Origin of the sequence: Silvibacterium acidisoli (assembly GCA_022870745.1) — a bacterium.
GTDB lineage: Bacteria > Acidobacteriota > Terriglobia > Terriglobales > Acidobacteriaceae > Silvibacterium.
The window spans coordinates 3,251,271-3,265,899 of record CP085323.1 but is presented as its reverse complement, the minus strand read 5'-3'; the positions used below and the strand labels follow the sequence as shown (position 1 = coordinate 3,265,899).

Below are 14,629 nucleotides of genomic sequence, written 5' to 3'. Positions count from 1 at the left end.
TTAGCGTGCCTGTGCAGAATGTCGCGTAGATGGCTCCGAAGAATTGGCGGTCGAAGTTATTTATGTTGTCCTGGACAGCCGTAATGCCGCCGCCCACTCTGATGCTGCATCGACCATGCAGTCAGAAGGTATGGTTTCCAATGTATGCGATGAAAGTCCAAATCGGCAACCCAGTGCCCACGCTCCAGACCGCCTCGCAGTAAGAATATCGACCTCGGAATCGCCGATCATCAGTGTTTGCGCGGGTTCCACACCTGCTTCGCGTATCAGGGTGATTAACCCTTCGGGGTCAGGTTTTTTTGTCGGAAAGCTATTCCCGCCGTAAATCTGGAAGAAATAGGGACTTAGTCCGAGAGCTTCGCAGATGGCGAGCGATGGCCCGATCGGCTTATTCGTCAGCACCGCCATTTTTCTCTCGCTGCCGTCGTGCAGCAGGCGCAGAGCACCGAGAGACTCGAAGACTCCGGGATAAACGTAGGTATTGTCCAGCTTGTGCTCGCGGTAATAGGCGAGAAAGCGATTCAGACCATCCTCCACCAGGTGCTCATCCGCGGGATCGCCCAGCGCGCGTCGCACCAGCATGCCTGCGCCATCTCCGATATAGGTCGCGATCACGGCCTGGGGCAACGCCTGTCGTCCCATCTGTGTCAGCATCGCGTTCACCGAGTTAGCGAGGTCTACCTGCGAGTCGATCAGCGTGCCATCGAGGTCGAAGACGATCAGGCGAATGCTCTCGGCGGGAATGGGATTGAGGATGTGCAGCATGGCTCAAGTCTATCTGTTTCCAGCTAGTGAAGTTGCCGGACAAACGGTATGCTGTACCGCATGGTGACATCCTTTCGTTCTTTCGCGTTTCTGACGCTATGCACTGCTTTACCTGCTGTCGCATTTGCCGCCGACCAGGCTCGCTTTCCCAGTAATGAGGACCTGCGCCACGTACGCTCGATGACGCAGCCAAAGCTCTCGCCAGACGGCCATAGCGTCCTCGTGCAGATTGCTGATTCGACTGCCGACGGAGCAAAGAGCCACCTATGGCTCGTGGATATCCGCACCAACAAGTCCCGCCAGCTCACCTGGAGCCCCGCCAGTGCGAAGCGAGGCGAGTTCAGCGGCCAATGGATGCCCGACGGCGACGGCATTCTCTTCCTCGCGCATCGCGGCGACCACACGCAGCTCTACCGCCTGCCGATGGAACTGGGCGAGGCGCGCCCTTACGATCTGAAGATCGCGCCGCCTGTCGATGAATCCGATAAGGCCGATGCGGTTCCGCCACGCAAGGACGCGAAAGAGACGAAGGCAGAGCGGCTACCAATCGATGTCGAAAACTACAGCGTGTCTCCCGATGGAAAATTCATCGCCATACTCGCCGAGGATCCTGAGACGCCCGGCGAGAAGAAGCAGCACGACGAAAAGGCCGACGCGGTGTGGGTCGATCATGGCGAACACGGCTCGCGCCTCTACCTGCTCAGCATGAGCGACGAGAAGCTGAACCCGGTGTCCATCGCTCCAAATGTCGAAAGCGTTGCATGGAGCAAGCAGGGCGACCGGCTGATTGCCATTTCAGGCCCGATGAATGGCGCGGGAGATCTGCAGCCTGCCAACAAAGGCTGGATGGTCTCGACGAACGATTTGACGCATCCCACTCAGATCGAGAAACTGCCGCCGACGGCACAGAGTGGCGTGTGGTCGGAAGACGGCAAACAATTCATCCTATCGGCGCAGGCTGAGCAGGACGCGCCTCCCGGCTATCACGATGTCTATGCGCTGAGCCTTGCTGATGGCAGTCTTCGCAACCTGACAGCGAAGTTCGGCGGCACCGTATATCACGAGCCGCCTTTGACAGATGGAAGTGGTGTCCTTGTCCCGGTGCAGGTAGGCACACGTCTCGGCGCAATGCGGATCGATCCAAGATCGGATAATGCGAAATTCGAACCGATTCCATTTGAAACTGCCACGGTTACGCAGTGGAACACCAACGCTTCGCACTCGGGCTGGGTCTGGATTGGGTCGAGCAGCACGCAACCGCCTGCGCTTTACTTCGCGGAAAAGCCCGGTCGCAGCGCGCACACTCTCGATACTCCTGCGATGGTGCCAGCAAACTGGCCGAGTGCAGCATCGCAGCTTGTTTCGTGGACCAATGAAGGGTTGACCATCGAGGGTCTTCTCTATCTGCCGCCGCAGGCAAAGTCCGGCAAGGTGCCGCTCGTGGTCGATGTGCACGGCGGACCGACCGGAGCCTTCGAAGATGCTTACTACCCGCTGATACAGTTCCTCATCGGGCAGGGATGGGCCGTGCTGCGCACCAATCCGCGCGGAAGCACCGGTTACGGAGCTTCGTTCGCAGCGGCCAACAAGAACGACCTTGGAGGAGCCGACTATCGGGACATCATGGCCGGAGTCGATACAGTCGTCGCGAAATTTCCTGTCGATACAAACAAGATGGGTCTGATGGGCTACAGCTACGGCGGCGAAATGGCGGGCTTTGTCGAGGGCAAGACCGACCGCTTTAAAGGCGTCATCAGCATGGCTCCGGTGATCGACCAGTTCAGCGAATACGGCACCGAAGCCGGCTCCTACTATGACCGCTGGTTCTACGGCTATCCCTGGGATCATATGGCGGACGCGTGGAAGCAGAGCCCGCTCGCCGGCGCAAGCAAAGCGAAGACACCCTTCATGCTGATCCAGGGCGAAGCCGACCGCACCGACCCGCTTGGGCAGAGCCTTGAAATGTATCGCGCGCTCTGGCAGATGAAGGTGCCGGTAGAGATGGTGCAATATCCTCGCGAAGATCACGGACCGCTTGCGATCGGCATCTTCGGCAATCCCAGCCCCGAACCGTGGCATGGCTTTGACGGACGCCAACGCATTGTCAGGTTCTTCGAAAAGGCGTTTGGTGAAGATGTAAAAGCCTCGATCCCATAGGGATCGAGGCTTTTATGCAAGGTTTTAAAGACTAAACCACCGGCTGGCGGCCAAGCGCACGGCGCAACACGGTCTCGAGCGCAGCCTTCAACTCCGCGTATTCGGCTTCGGTAATCTTCCCTTCAAGCCGCTCTGTTTCGAGCGCAAACAGCTCTTCTTTGAGAGCAGCCAGAAGTCCTTCGCGTCCAGCGCCCGCAGTCTTCGGGAGCACCGCAAACTGCGGAGTCGGCGTCAAGGGCGAAGGAGCCGCCGTGGCGGGAGCAGTTCCCGCAGGCTTGCTCCGGAGAAGGAACGCTGCTGCAATCACCAGCAGAATTGCGAGCCCGCTGAGAATCCACCACTTATACTTCTGCAGCGGATCGGGAGTGTCGATGGGATTCCCCAGGCCGCCGCCCGGACGGTTGTCGCTTGCCGCCGAGGTCTGATCGCCGCTTCCCTGCTGCGCTCCCTGGGCGCCCGCGGCGCCGCCGGCCTGCTGCGAATCGCGCGGCATCGCACCGGTGCCTGAAACGGTAAACTCCAGGTTTTGCGAAGGCTGCACATTCTTCGCGAGGAAGGTCTGTGCGCTGGCTTCGACATCGGCGGCGGCAAATGCCGGGCTGCCTTCGAACTTCATGCTCTTCGGAAGCATGATGGCGACGTTGTCAGCCGGCATGAAGATCCTGGGGGTGAATTTGTAACTGCCGCTGTACGGCAGCGTGTAGCTCAGCTGGAAGCGCGTCTCTCCGGGGCGGATCGGAAAGACAAAGGCGTAGTGGCCCTTATCGCCCGCTGGAATCGGCGATGAGGCAACCGGCATTCCCTGCGGACCCATCGCGGCCGAAGCTTCGATCTTCGCATCCGGCTGCACGAAGATCTCGTATGCTGCCTTGCTGAACTGTGTTTTCGGCGGCGTCGATTCGTTCTTTACGAAATAGTTCTGCACCACGTGCAGCCCCTGCGGGCCAGCTTCGATCCGCATGACATCCGCCTCGGTGGACACGCCGGCCACCTTCGGCTCGACGTCGTAGACATCCACATTCACCGTGTTCGTGCCGGGAGGCAGTGGCTCGAAATAGGCCGCTTTCTCGTGGTCCACACGCACCAGGTGCATACCGCCGTCCGGCACCTCGATGGAAAAGTGCCCCTTCGCATCGGTCTTGGTGCGGCCTGCCTCCTGCATGCCCTGCGCCAGTGCGATCAGCACGACGTCATCGCCAGCGGCGGGTTTGTTGTTCGTCTTATTGGTGACGTTTCCCGTCACGGTCGCGGCCTGGGCGGCTGCAAACGATGCCAGCAGAGACGCGGCAAGGACAAAGGCTGCGCCAGAGCGCATGCGGAGAAGAGATCTCATAACGTCCTTCAGTATAGGCAAAAGCTCAGCGCGTGGGCTGAGCTTCAAGCAATTCGATCTCCGCCATCACCTCGGCGGCTTCGTTTTCGAGATCGGCCTGCTGCGCGGCGTAGTCGTCCTGCACAAATTTGCCTGCACGATATTCGAAATTCAGGTCGCGCAGATTTTCGTACAGCACATCCTTGCGCTCATGCAGATATTCAAGACGCGTCTTCTGGCGCTGCGCCTCGACATGACGCTCCGGATAGAAGACATACACCAGCAGTACCAGCAGAAGAAGGCCGCACGCCACAACGATCACAGCTCTGTCTCCTTACGAATCTTTTCGCGCATCGCCATGAATTGCGGTGACCTCACCGGAACCGGCATAGCCGCCGCTCGCTGCCTCCAGCGGCGCACCAGCACTACCGTTGCAAAAATACCCAGCGCCAGCAGCAGCGGAGGCATGATCCACGCCACGATGCTGAAGCGCGTCAGCATGGGAGCAGCCAGCACTGTCGGGCCATATTCATTCTGGAAAGCGACAAGGACTGTGTTGTCGCTATCGCCGCGACTGAGCGCGGTCTTCAGTTCGTCGCTCTCGCGCGAAAGCGAAGGGCAACCAAGATGATTGCACTCGAGCAGCACCTGTCCACATCCGCAGGTGCACATCACCTTGTGGCCGAGATCGTTGTAACGGGTCTGCACATCGGCCGCTCCCATTACCATCACCGCAACCAGGCACAGCGCGAAGACACGCAACAGGCGCTGCATCAGTCGCCACCCTGCACGATCGCCGTGGACGGAGCGGCTGCACGAGACCGGCTGGCTGCGAATGCGGCTGTCATATTCGGGAAGAGCGCGACCCCTGTACCGAAGACAATGATGCCCACGCCGATCCAGATCCATGCGACCAGCGGATTCAGGAAGATCTTGATAATCGGGCGCCCGGTGTCAGGGTTCTTGCCGGCGTAGATCACATAAAGATCCCAGGCCAGCGTCGAGTGGTTGGCAACCATCGTCTGCGGCTGCTGGCTTGCCGTGTAGAAGCGCTGCTCAGGCGCAAGCTGCGTCACCTTCTTGTCGCCGCGATAAACGTCGAGCAGCGCGTACTCGGTGTCGTAATTCGGGTTGGAATCCTGCGAGTAGCTCGCACACTCCACACGGTACGGTCCTATGCTCACGCTCTGCTTGAAATCGAGTTCCTGCGTCACTTGCCGGTTAAACGCCTGGCCTGAAATCCCGATAAAGATCACAACAACGCCAAAGTGCACGATGTAGCCGCCGTAACGCCGGGTGTTGCGCCGTGTCAGCTGCACTATCGCCGCGAAGATGTTCTGGCCGGTGTGGCGGGCGATGACTCCCGCGCCGCGCAGGAACTCCGCCGAGATCGCCGTTACCACCATGGCTCCAATCGAGATCGCCCAGAAGGCATAGAACGAACCTTGCTCATTGGTGGTGAAAATATCCCACGGGTGCACGCCACAGGAGATCAGCACAACTGCTGTCACAAACCAGGCGATACAGGGCAGGATGAAGTTCTTGCGGATGCTCTTGAAGGACGCGCTGCGCCAGGCCAGCAGCGGGCCGATGCCGGTGAGGAAGAGCAGGAAAATGCCGATCGGCACCGCCACGCGATTGTAGAAAGGACCGCTGACAGTGACCTTGTTGCCCTGCACGTACTCCGACAGCACCGGAAAGAGCGTTCCCCAAAGCACGGTGAAGCAGGCGGCCAGAAGCACCAGGTTGTTAAACAGGAAGCTCGACTCGCGCGAAACCAGCGACTCCAGCTTGTTCTCGGCCTTCAGGTGGTCGCGGTTCATGATGAAGGTGAACAGGCAAACCGACAGCACTACGATCAGAAATCCCCAGAACCACGAACCGATCGAGGACTGCGCAAAGGCATGGACAGAGCTGACCAGTCCCGAACGCGTCAGCAACGTTCCAAAGATCGCCAGCATGAAGGTGGAGAAGATCAGCCACACGTTCCAGGTCTTCATCATGCCGCGCTTCTCCTGCATCATCACTGAGTGCAGAAAGGCCGTACCCGTGAGCCAGGGCATGAGCGAGGCGTTTTCGACCGGATCCCAGCCCCAGTAGCCGCCCCAGCCCAGCACGGAGTAGGCCCAGTGCGCGCCGAGGAAGATGCCGCAGGTCAGGAAGAGCCAGGTGATCATCGTCCAGCGGCGGGTGATGTGGATCCACTTCTCACCCGGATACCGCATCATCAGTGCACCCAGCGCGAAGGCAAACGGCACCGCAAAACCTACGTAGCCGAGATACAGCATCGGCGGATGGATCACCATCTCCGGATACTGCAGCAACGGATTCAACCCGAAACCATCCTGCGGAACCGCTCCACCCACCAGCGAGAAAGGGGGAGCAGCAAAGTTCAAAAGCAGCAGGAAGAAAACCTGGATACCCGCCAGAATCGTGGAAGCGTAAGCCGTCAGCTTGACGTCCACCTTATGCCTGAGCCGCAGCACAAACCCGTAGCACGAAAGCAGCCACGCCCACAGCAGCAGCGAACCCTCCTGGCCAGACCAGAGAGCTGCGAACTTATAGGCTCCGGGGAGTGCCCGGTTGCTGTGATGGAGGATGTAAGCGACCGAAAAGTCGTTATTGAACGCAGCCCAGACCAGCGCGAAAGCCGCAGCGGTCGTGGCCACGAAGCTGGCGATTCCCGAGCGCCGGGCTGTTTCCGCCAACCGTTCCGGAGAGATCTGCCCCTGGGCTCCTGTGGCAAGCTGCCTCAGGGCGACGATGCCCGCCAGCAATGTGTAGGCGCACAACGCCAGCGACAAGAGAAGAGCGAAACTGCCAAAGGTGGGCATCAGGTCGAAGAAACATTGTCGCAGACGAAACCGTCAGCGGCAAACTACGTGGGCGGAGATGGACTTAAGCCGTACGGCTCATTGGCTGCGAGTCGAGAAAAGACTTCACCAGGGAGCGCAGCTGCTCGGGAGCCAACGGCTTCAACCGGAAGACCACATTCTGGCCTTCGTATTCGGCTTCCGCATCAGGAAAACCACTCAGGACCAATACGGGAATCTCGGGTAGGAACTGCCGAAGCTTTTCGACAAATTCCGGACCGTTCATGCCTGGCATCCAGTGATCGGTGACAATCAAGCCGAGGGAGTCGCGGAACTCTGCATCCTGCAGAAGCTCAAGCGCTTTCAATGCATCCTCGGCGACGACGATCAAGCGATCCGGCGCACTCAGGACAGCTTTTCTGGTTGCTGCCTGGATTTGATTGTCATCTACAAGAAGAATGTCAGCAGTCATCAGCCTAAGTAGTTCAGTTGACGTATTTCAGGCGGCTTGCCTAAAGCCTGATACAACTCTACACCGTTAGTTGGTTGCCGCGCTCGGACGGTTGCCTGCGATACCGAATCGATTTGGAATTGATGCGGCAAAAATAAAGGAGGGCGCAAGCGCCCTCCTTTTCCTAGTGCGAATTGGTATTTAGAAGTTGAACTTCAGCGAAAACTCCGAGGTACGGGGTCCGCCGAGGTTGAAGGTGCCCGAACCGCGGCCGGTGCGGTACTGGTTGCGATCACTGGCTCCGCTGGCAGTGTTGACATAGCTGTTGCCCGCGTTGTCGTTCGCGTCGGTCAGAATCGTGCTCGGACCTCCGCTGAAGTTGGCGAAGTTGGCCACGTTGTAGAAGGCGACCGCCGGCTCGATGCTGGCGGACTCCGAGATAAATGGCAGCTTGATCGGATAGCTGAAGTTCGCGTCGATCTCCTTCAGGTTTCCGTAGTTAAGCGGCGTGGACTGCGCCGTGCCGATCGCCTGGACAACACCACCGAGTTTAGCCAGCTGCGCGGTCGTCATGAGCCCGCTGCCCACGACTGCCTTACCGGCAGGGGTCAATGTGCCGGCGTAGCTGTTGTTAAACGCTGTGATCGTCTTGTTGAGGCTGCCGGGATGAACGGACCGGCCATAGGCGCCCGGTTCGCTGTTCGGGAGGAGATCGCCGGTCTGGCCATCACCGTTGATATCTGTCTGGAAAATCTGGGCGCTGGCGCCGGAAAGATTATCCAGGGTCAGGCTGTTCGGAGGCGACGACGAGAAGTGGGCGATTATACCGACCGTCGGGCCTGCGCTGAAGCGATGCATGGCGCCCGGCTGAGCCATCGTCAGATAGCCACCGAAGGACAGCTGCTGAGGACGGTCCAGCGTACCGGGACCGATGTTGCGAGTCGGATGATCGGCATCCCAGACAACCGGCGTAAAGTACTGATCCGATGTCGAGTTGCCGTTCACGTTGCTGGCGCTTGCGTTGTTGCCTACGTTGGTGACGAAACGGGAGTAGGCATAAGAAACTTCGAGGTTTCCTGCAACCACGCCCTTGAACGGATTCGCCTTCTGGCCGCGGAACGAGACCTGCAGCGCATCGTAAGCCGAACGTCCCATCGGATACTGGAACTGGCCCTGTCCGACATTGGGATTCGCACCGCCGAACGCGATGTTTCCCGGGCTCGGGTAGCCGCCATTGATGGCAACACCTGAATCCAGACCATTTGCGGCAAAGTCGGTGATGGTCGCACCGGTGACCTGTCCCGTATCCGAGTCAGTGTGAAGACCAGGGCAGGAGGCGATCGCGATATCGATGCTCGCCGAGCCGCAAGCGGCCAGCGTGGCACTGATCGCTGCCTGAGCGGCAGCGGGATTGAAATACCGCGCAGCGCCAACATGATTTACGTCGAGCGCTTCCTGGAACTTCCAGTCGACCTGGTGAAGGTAATCAACGGTCAGCACTCCACCATTGAAGAGCTTCTGCTGAATACCGAAATTGGAGTGGAAGGAGCGAGGCGTGGCGAAGTTGTGAGGGGCATAGGCGTCATAACCGGCCGATGCAGGAATCGCCAGCGTGTTGCCGATAAAACTGCCGTTGGACTGAGCGCCGACAAGCGCCGTTGCCGCCTGGAACTCCTGCTGCAGACCAGTGAAAGCAGCAGCCGACTGACTGAGAGGCTCGGAGCACAGGGTCGAGATGGGAACACCATTGAAGCTGGTGACCGCGCCCTGTCCGGGCAGAGTCAGCGTGTTGATACCGCCGCAGATATCCGCAGTCTGGAAGAACAGACCCTTCTGAAGTTTGAACGGACGATCAAACAGCGTGTTGTTGAAAACGAAGTTTTCGAAATAAAGACCGGCAGCCGCGCGCAGCACGGTGTCGCCATGAAGGGTGGGCGGCGCATAGGCAAGACCAAGCTGCGGACCGAACGCGCCGAAGGGCTGGCGGACACGGTCGCCGAGTCCGGGGCCAAACTGATCCATGATCAGCTGATTTCCGGAACATGGAGCAGCAAAACCTGTCGCGGTGGTATCGATTTCCGAGCATGGAATCGGAGCGACATCCGAGTTCGAACGACCGGTATCGCGCTGGAAGAGGACACCCGAGTTAAGCGTGAGGTTCGGAGTGATCTTCCAGGTATCGGCGATGTACATATCCAGACGCCAGTCGCCCTGGCCACCTGCTGGTTTGCCGAAAGACGGAATTTCCGTGTCGTAGCCCTGTCCATTGCCCAGGGTCACAGCCGCGGCGGAATATGTTGTCGGGTCTCCCGCAGCGCCTGTCACGCCGGGTTCAACTGTAGATTGGCTGGTCGAAACCAGTGGTGCAAGGCCGTAGAAAGAGGCGAATCCTCCGCCCAGGATGCGGTTGAAGCCAGCGCCATAACGAAGGACGTGAGGTCCGTGGGTCCAGCTGCCGTCGTAACGGAACTGCTTGTCCGACTGATAGGTCTGCTGGGGAGCCAGAAGATTCGGGCCGGTGAACAGACCGCCCGGAGCGTTGATTTCGATTCCAGGTAACGGATTGTAGAGGCCGGCATTCGAGGCCGTGAGGTCGCCAATCAGGTTGTGGAACTTCTCATAGCCGCCGCGGAAGCTGTGCGTGAAGTTTCCCGTCACAAAATCTACGCCGTAGGCGATACCCGGCGTGTTGTCGCGGTTTGCATAGAGGGAGTAGCCATACCCGTAGGTCGACGCCACGCTGTTCGATTCGTAGTTTCCACGAACGAAATAGTGGATACCCCAGCGACCGTTGTAATCGATGCGGCCTACCGAATAAGTGTCGCGGAAGGGCGAGCCATAGGTGGGGTTCGCAGCATTAATGTCAGCGAACTGAGATCCCAACGTCACTACCTGCTGCGAGTCCTGCTTGATACGTTCGGAATCAGCGAAGAAGAACAACTTGTCCTTCAGAATCGGTCCGCCGATGTTGCCACCGAACTGGTTGCGCTGAAACGGAGCGTCGATCCCGTTCGGCGCATCCGCGAAGGCCACAGCGTTGTCCTGGAAGGTATAGAAGGTCTGGCCATGGAACTTGTTGGTTCCAGTAGGGGTGCTCACGTTGAGCGAGCCCGACGAGGTAATCGCCGACGAGGCATCGCCGGTCGAACGGGTCAGCTGGAACTCGCCTACCGCGCCCGAAGGCACGTTGAAGATCGTCGTTCCTACCGTTTCGTCCGTCACGTCCGAACCGTCGAGAAGGATGCGGGTGGTACGGCCCGAAACGCCGCCAATCGACAGTGCCGAGTAACCGGCCTTGGTCGGATCGAACGACTCACCGCTTTGCAGCTGCACGCCAGGCTCAAGCTGCGCGAGGTCTAGGAAGTTGCGCCCCTGTACCGGCAGGTTCTTGATCTGCTCCGGAGTTACGACCGATGAAACCATCGTCTGCGAGGAATCGATCTGGATCGCGCTTCCTGTAATTTCCACGACCTGCGCGGCCGATCCAACGGTCAACTTATAGTTGCCGTTCGCAGTGGTGCCAATCTGCACCACCGTCGTCGCTTTCAACTGCGCGAAGCCCGGTGCATCTACGGTGATCCGATAGTTCCCGTTGACCAGGGGTCCCGAAGCGTACGCACCGGCTCCGTCCGTCCTCGTCGTCTTGGTCACATTGGTATCGACACCTGTGATCGTCACGGTAGCGTTCGGCACAACTGCGCCGCCCGGATCGGTGATCGTTCCCTGGATCGATCCACTAAGGTTCGTTGCCTGGGAGTATGCCGCATGAAAGGGAAAGAACACTACGGTGGGAGCAAGCAGCAGACTGGACAGTGCGAGCAAGGCAGCTCGCGAACGTTGAGCGGCTGATAGAAATTTCATGCCAACCGCCTGTGCAATTCGAAGACCGTTGATCCATGTCATTCGTCACAAATATTCATATATCTGTAAACAAAAGCTTTCCATCCGTCCCTCGACAATCCCTGTTACCTGAGATATAGGCATTTCTCCGTCAAATAAAATGAGGGTTATGAAAATGCGTATGCCTGCGGGACGAACGCACCGTAATATGCCACCAAGCGTGCGATCAGCGGGATGATCTGTACTCGCGGCGTTCAAAGCGGCAATCTCTGCGATATCAGGCGCATAAGTGCCGCCTCGTACTCGTGAAAGAATAAATGCGCTTGGGAAAGGTGAAAGCCTTCGTATGAATACCTTCAAGACAGCTTTTCTTCTGACCGGACTCACGCTGCTGCTCGTGATTGCCGGAGGGTATTTTGGTGGCCGGAACGGCATGGTGATCGCATTCGTGGTCGCCGCCGGCATGAACTTCGTCAGTTACTTCTATTCGGACAAGCTGGCGCTGAGCATGTACCGGGCGCAGCCGGTCACACGGGAAGAGCTGCCCCGCGTTTACCAGGTGGTGGAACGCATGACGCAGCGCATCGGTCTGCCCATGCCGAAGATCTATGTCATTCCCAATGACTCCCCGAATGCCTTCGCCACGGGACGCAATCCGCAGCACGCCTCGGTCGCCGTCACCACCGGCATCCTGAATCTGCTGAACGATGAAGAACTGGAAGGCGTTCTGGCTCACGAACTTGGCCATGTCAAGAACCGCGACATCCTTACCAGTTCGATCGCCGCGACTTTGGCCGGAGCCATCACCATGCTGGCACGCATGGGCTACTGGGCTTCGCTTTTCGGCGGCTATGGAGGCGGCCGTGACCGCGAGCGTGGCGGCGGTGGACTGGGCGCCATCTTCATGCTGATTCTTGCCCCGATCGCGGCAACGCTGATCCAGTTGGCCGTCTCGCGCTCCCGCGAGTACGAGGCCGACGCTACCGGGGCGCACATTACGGGAAATCCCTATGCCCTTGCCAGCGCCCTGGAGAAACTCGACGCCTATTCGAAGCGCCTGCCCATGGCAGCTTCCCCGTCGAATGCACATCTGTTCATCGTGGCTCCGGTGATCAGCGCCCGCGACCTGTCCAGCCTGTTCTCGACCCACCCACCGATCTCGAAGCGCATCGAGCGGCTGATCGGCCGCCCGGGTGTCTACAGTTCCCAGGACCAATAAGGTAAAGAGATGAAGACCTTCGTTCGCGCCCTGATCTATCTGTTCGTCGCGCTGTGGCTGGGCGGTGTCATGTTTTTCCCGTTTGTGGCGTATTACGCCTTCACCTCTATCTCCGATACGCATGTTGCCGGGACAATCGTGCGCAAGTGCCTCATCACCCTGCACTATGAAGGCCTTTTCGCCGGCGCCCTGATCGTCGTTCTGCTGCTGGTGGCGCAATCAATCAAAGCGCTTCCGCGCAATGTGATCGCGCCGGTCGCGATCACATTGGTGATGCTGGCGCTTACAGCCTTCTCGCAGTTCTCCATCATTCCCCGCATGGAGAGATATCGCCTGGCGGCCGGCGGAGCCATCGACGCCGTCGGCCTGGACGACCCCAACCATGCCGCCTTCAACCGCCTGCACAATACCTCGACCACGGTCGAAAAGGGTGTGCTCGCGGCGGGTATTGTCCTGGTATTTCTGCTGGCTGCGAACGTCAGCAAAGATCGCGTCTGAGCGCCTGTCTCCTGAAGGCACCTTAAAGTTAACAGGAATGCATTCTCAAATGCCTCCTGCACTGCTATCATCAGAAATTGCGCCGGAGGGCTTTCCGGAGACGTCATAGCCCTGGGCGCATTCTGATCGAACGATGCTTCTCTCGCTGATTCTCGGGGTGGTAGCAGCCCTTGCCGACGTGCTCGGCGGGCTGGTGATGGTGCGACGCCATTGGGAAAAGCGCTATCTTCGCTATTTTGTTGCCCTCGGCGCGGGCTTCATGATGGCCGTTGCCTTCCTCGAAATGGTGCCGGAGAGCCTGCATTTCGCTCCGCACTGGGCGCCAGCCATGGTGCTGGCCGGCTACTGCGCCATCCACCTGCTCGAACACACCATCACGCCGCACTTTCACTTCGGGGAAGAGACGCACCACGAGGAGTTCATAGCCTCCCATAAGGGCTACTCGGTATTGGCCGGGCTGGCCGTTCACGCGCTCTTCGATGGAGTCGCCATCGGCTCCGGCTTTGTGCTTTCGAACTGGCTGGGCTGGCTGATCTTCGTCGCCATCTTTCTGCACAAGATCCCGGAGGGCTTCACGGTCGCTTCCGTCATGCTGGCTTCGGGACGCAGCCGCCACGCAGCGCTGATCTCGGCGACGGTCCTGGCTTTCGCCACCATCGCGGGAGTGCTGGCTATCAATCTCTTGCCAGGCTGGGTTGAAGCCGGCCTTCCGCTCTCTGCCGGAGTGGCAATCTACGTAGCGGCAACCGACCTCGTCCCCGAGGTGAACCGCGAACCCGGCATCCGGATGGCGATGGTCTTTTTCGCCGGCGTCGTGCTCTTTCTGCTGCTCCGGATGCTGGCCCCGGCGCTCTAGCAAGCCGATATAGCAGGGGGCTGGGCTTTACCCCTGCTACTCCTGGGGCGTGGAAGCGGCTAAAGCCGCGACCTGCCAAAAGACCTTAGCCCTTCGCCTGCTTTTCCAGCCACACTTTATAAAGTCCCCAGGCAGCCAGCGTACAGGAGTCGCGAATCGTTCCGTCCAGCAACATCTGCTCGAACTGGCCGATCGAGAACGAGTGGAGGGTGAGGTCGTGCTCCTCGGGGTCCGGATCGGTGCTCTCCTGGCTCAAGCCGGTGGCCAGGTAAACATACTGCTTCTGCTTCGCGAAGCCATATGCGATCCAGATAAAGCCCAGATAAATCATGGAGCTGGCAACAAGACCGGTCTCCTCGCGCAGCTCTCCGCGAGCCAGTTCTTCGGGGTCGACGTCGGGACTCTCCCATCCACCCTGCGGCAGTTCGAGCGCCCGTTCCTGGATGGTGTACCGGAACTGCTCCACGAGGTAGATGGTGTCGCCTTCGATCGGCAGGATGACCGCGCAGTCGTCCTTGTCGATCACGCCGTAAATGCCTTCAACACCGTTGCTGCGTTCGATCTTGTCTTCGCGGACGCGAAGCCAGGGGTTGCGATAAACTTCCCGACTGCTCAGTGTGCGGATACTCATGATCAGAGCCTCATTGTGCCATGGGTAGCGCACGATTGCCGTGAGAGCGTCATCAAACTTACAAGACGCTGTCGTGTCTCTCTGCAT

Annotated in this window: 12 protein-coding genes; 4 read left to right on the top strand and 8 right to left on the bottom strand. The window is 59.1% G+C overall.

Annotation, left to right across the window (positions count from 1 at the left end):
- Positions 1 to 60: 60 nt before the first annotated feature.
- Positions 61 to 765: an HAD-IA family hydrolase gene (locus LJD29_RS13810; protein ID WP_446742123.1), complete on the bottom strand. Its 705-nt coding sequence runs from the start codon at positions 763 to 765 to the stop codon at positions 61 to 63.
- 60 nt (positions 766 to 825) lie between these two features.
- Between LJD29_RS13810 and LJD29_RS13805 the strand changes: the two genes are divergently transcribed.
- Positions 826 to 2,922, top strand: coding sequence for a S9 family peptidase (locus tag LJD29_RS13805; protein ID WP_446742122.1), 2,097 nt, complete (start codon positions 826 to 828; stop codon positions 2,920 to 2,922).
- A 31-nt stretch (positions 2,923 to 2,953) separates the two neighbouring features.
- Here LJD29_RS13805 and LJD29_RS13800 read toward each other — a convergent pair whose 3' ends face one another.
- The 6 genes from LJD29_RS13800 to LJD29_RS13775 form a co-directional block, all read right to left on the bottom strand.
- Positions 2,954 to 4,255: a peptidase associated/transthyretin-like domain-containing protein gene (locus LJD29_RS13800; RefSeq protein ID WP_446742121.1), complete on the bottom strand. Its 1,302-nt coding sequence runs from the start codon at positions 4,253 to 4,255 to the stop codon at positions 2,954 to 2,956.
- Positions 4,256 to 4,280: 25 nt separating this feature from the next.
- Complete coding sequence (locus LJD29_RS13795) at positions 4,281 to 4,556, bottom strand: hypothetical protein (RefSeq protein WP_446742120.1); 276 nt, start codon at positions 4,554 to 4,556, stop codon at positions 4,281 to 4,283.
- Positions 4,553 to 5,008 carry a cytochrome c-type biogenesis protein gene (locus LJD29_RS13790; protein ID WP_446742119.1) on the bottom strand — a complete coding sequence of 152 codons (456 nt, stop codon included), beginning with the start codon at positions 5,006 to 5,008 and terminating at the stop codon, positions 4,553 to 4,555. Before LJD29_RS13790 ends, LJD29_RS13795 begins: the two co-directional genes overlap by 4 nt.
- Positions 5,008 to 7,068: a heme lyase CcmF/NrfE family subunit gene (locus LJD29_RS13785; RefSeq protein WP_446742118.1), complete on the bottom strand. Its 2,061-nt coding sequence runs from the start codon at positions 7,066 to 7,068 to the stop codon at positions 5,008 to 5,010. The genes LJD29_RS13790 and LJD29_RS13785 overlap by 1 nt, the downstream gene beginning before the upstream one ends.
- 64 nt (positions 7,069 to 7,132) lie before the next feature.
- Complete coding sequence (locus LJD29_RS13780) at positions 7,133 to 7,519, bottom strand: response regulator (protein ID WP_446742117.1); 387 nt, start codon at positions 7,517 to 7,519, stop codon at positions 7,133 to 7,135.
- 180 nt (positions 7,520 to 7,699) lie between these two features.
- Positions 7,700 to 11,359 carry a TonB-dependent receptor gene (locus LJD29_RS13775; protein WP_446742116.1) on the bottom strand — a complete coding sequence of 1,220 codons (3,660 nt, stop codon included), beginning with the start codon at positions 11,357 to 11,359 and terminating at the stop codon, positions 7,700 to 7,702.
- 325 nt (positions 11,360 to 11,684) lie between these two features.
- Between LJD29_RS13775 and htpX the strand changes: the two genes are divergently transcribed.
- The 3 genes from htpX (at position 11,685) to LJD29_RS13760 (ending at position 13,911) form a co-directional block, all read left to right on the top strand.
- Complete coding sequence (htpX, locus tag LJD29_RS13770; RefSeq protein ID WP_446742115.1) at positions 11,685 to 12,557, top strand: zinc metalloprotease HtpX; 873 nt, start codon at positions 11,685 to 11,687, stop codon at positions 12,555 to 12,557.
- A gap of 9 nt (positions 12,558 to 12,566) precedes the next feature.
- A complete protein-coding gene (locus LJD29_RS13765) occupies positions 12,567 to 13,055 on the top strand; it encodes a DUF4149 domain-containing protein (protein ID WP_446742114.1) in 489 nt (162 codons plus the stop codon).
- A 133-nt stretch (positions 13,056 to 13,188) separates the two neighbouring features.
- Positions 13,189 to 13,911 carry a ZIP family metal transporter gene (locus tag LJD29_RS13760; RefSeq protein ID WP_446742113.1) on the top strand — a complete coding sequence of 241 codons (723 nt, stop codon included), beginning with the start codon at positions 13,189 to 13,191 and terminating at the stop codon, positions 13,909 to 13,911.
- Between the two features lie 85 nt (positions 13,912 to 13,996).
- Here the strand turns inward: LJD29_RS13760 and LJD29_RS13755 are convergent, their stop codons facing one another.
- Positions 13,997 to 14,542: an NUDIX domain-containing protein gene (locus LJD29_RS13755; protein ID WP_446742112.1), complete on the bottom strand. Its 546-nt coding sequence runs from the start codon at positions 14,540 to 14,542 to the stop codon at positions 13,997 to 13,999.
- Positions 14,543 to 14,629 lie beyond the last annotated feature (87 nt).

Bases quoted from the DNA above. Each gene is read 5' to 3' on its own strand.
- LJD29_RS13785 (WP_446742118.1), bottom strand. From the start codon at position 7,068: ATGCCCACCTTTGGCAGTTTCGCTCTTCTCTTGTCGCTGGCGTTGTGC.
- LJD29_RS13790 (WP_446742119.1), bottom strand. From the start codon at position 5,008: ATGCAGCGCCTGTTGCGTGTCTTCGCGCTGTGCCTGGTTGCGGTGATG.
- LJD29_RS13810 (WP_446742123.1), bottom strand. From the start codon at position 765: ATGCTGCACATCCTCAATCCCATTCCCGCCGAGAGCATTCGCCTGATC.
- LJD29_RS13775 (WP_446742116.1), bottom strand. From the start codon at position 11,359: ATGAAATTTCTATCAGCCGCTCAACGTTCGCGAGCTGCCTTGCTCGCA.
- LJD29_RS13765 (WP_446742114.1), top strand. From the start codon at position 12,567: ATGAAGACCTTCGTTCGCGCCCTGATCTATCTGTTCGTCGCGCTGTGG.
- LJD29_RS13755 (WP_446742112.1), bottom strand. From the start codon at position 14,542: ATGAGTATCCGCACACTGAGCAGTCGGGAAGTTTATCGCAACCCCTGG.
- LJD29_RS13805 (WP_446742122.1), top strand. From the start codon at position 826: ATGGTGACATCCTTTCGTTCTTTCGCGTTTCTGACGCTATGCACTGCT.
- LJD29_RS13760 (WP_446742113.1), top strand. From the start codon at position 13,189: ATGCTTCTCTCGCTGATTCTCGGGGTGGTAGCAGCCCTTGCCGACGTG.
- LJD29_RS13800 (WP_446742121.1), bottom strand. From the start codon at position 4,255: ATGAGATCTCTTCTCCGCATGCGCTCTGGCGCAGCCTTTGTCCTTGCC.
- htpX (WP_446742115.1), top strand. From the start codon at position 11,685: ATGAATACCTTCAAGACAGCTTTTCTTCTGACCGGACTCACGCTGCTG.
- LJD29_RS13780 (WP_446742117.1), bottom strand. From the start codon at position 7,519: ATGACTGCTGACATTCTTCTTGTAGATGACAATCAAATCCAGGCAGCA.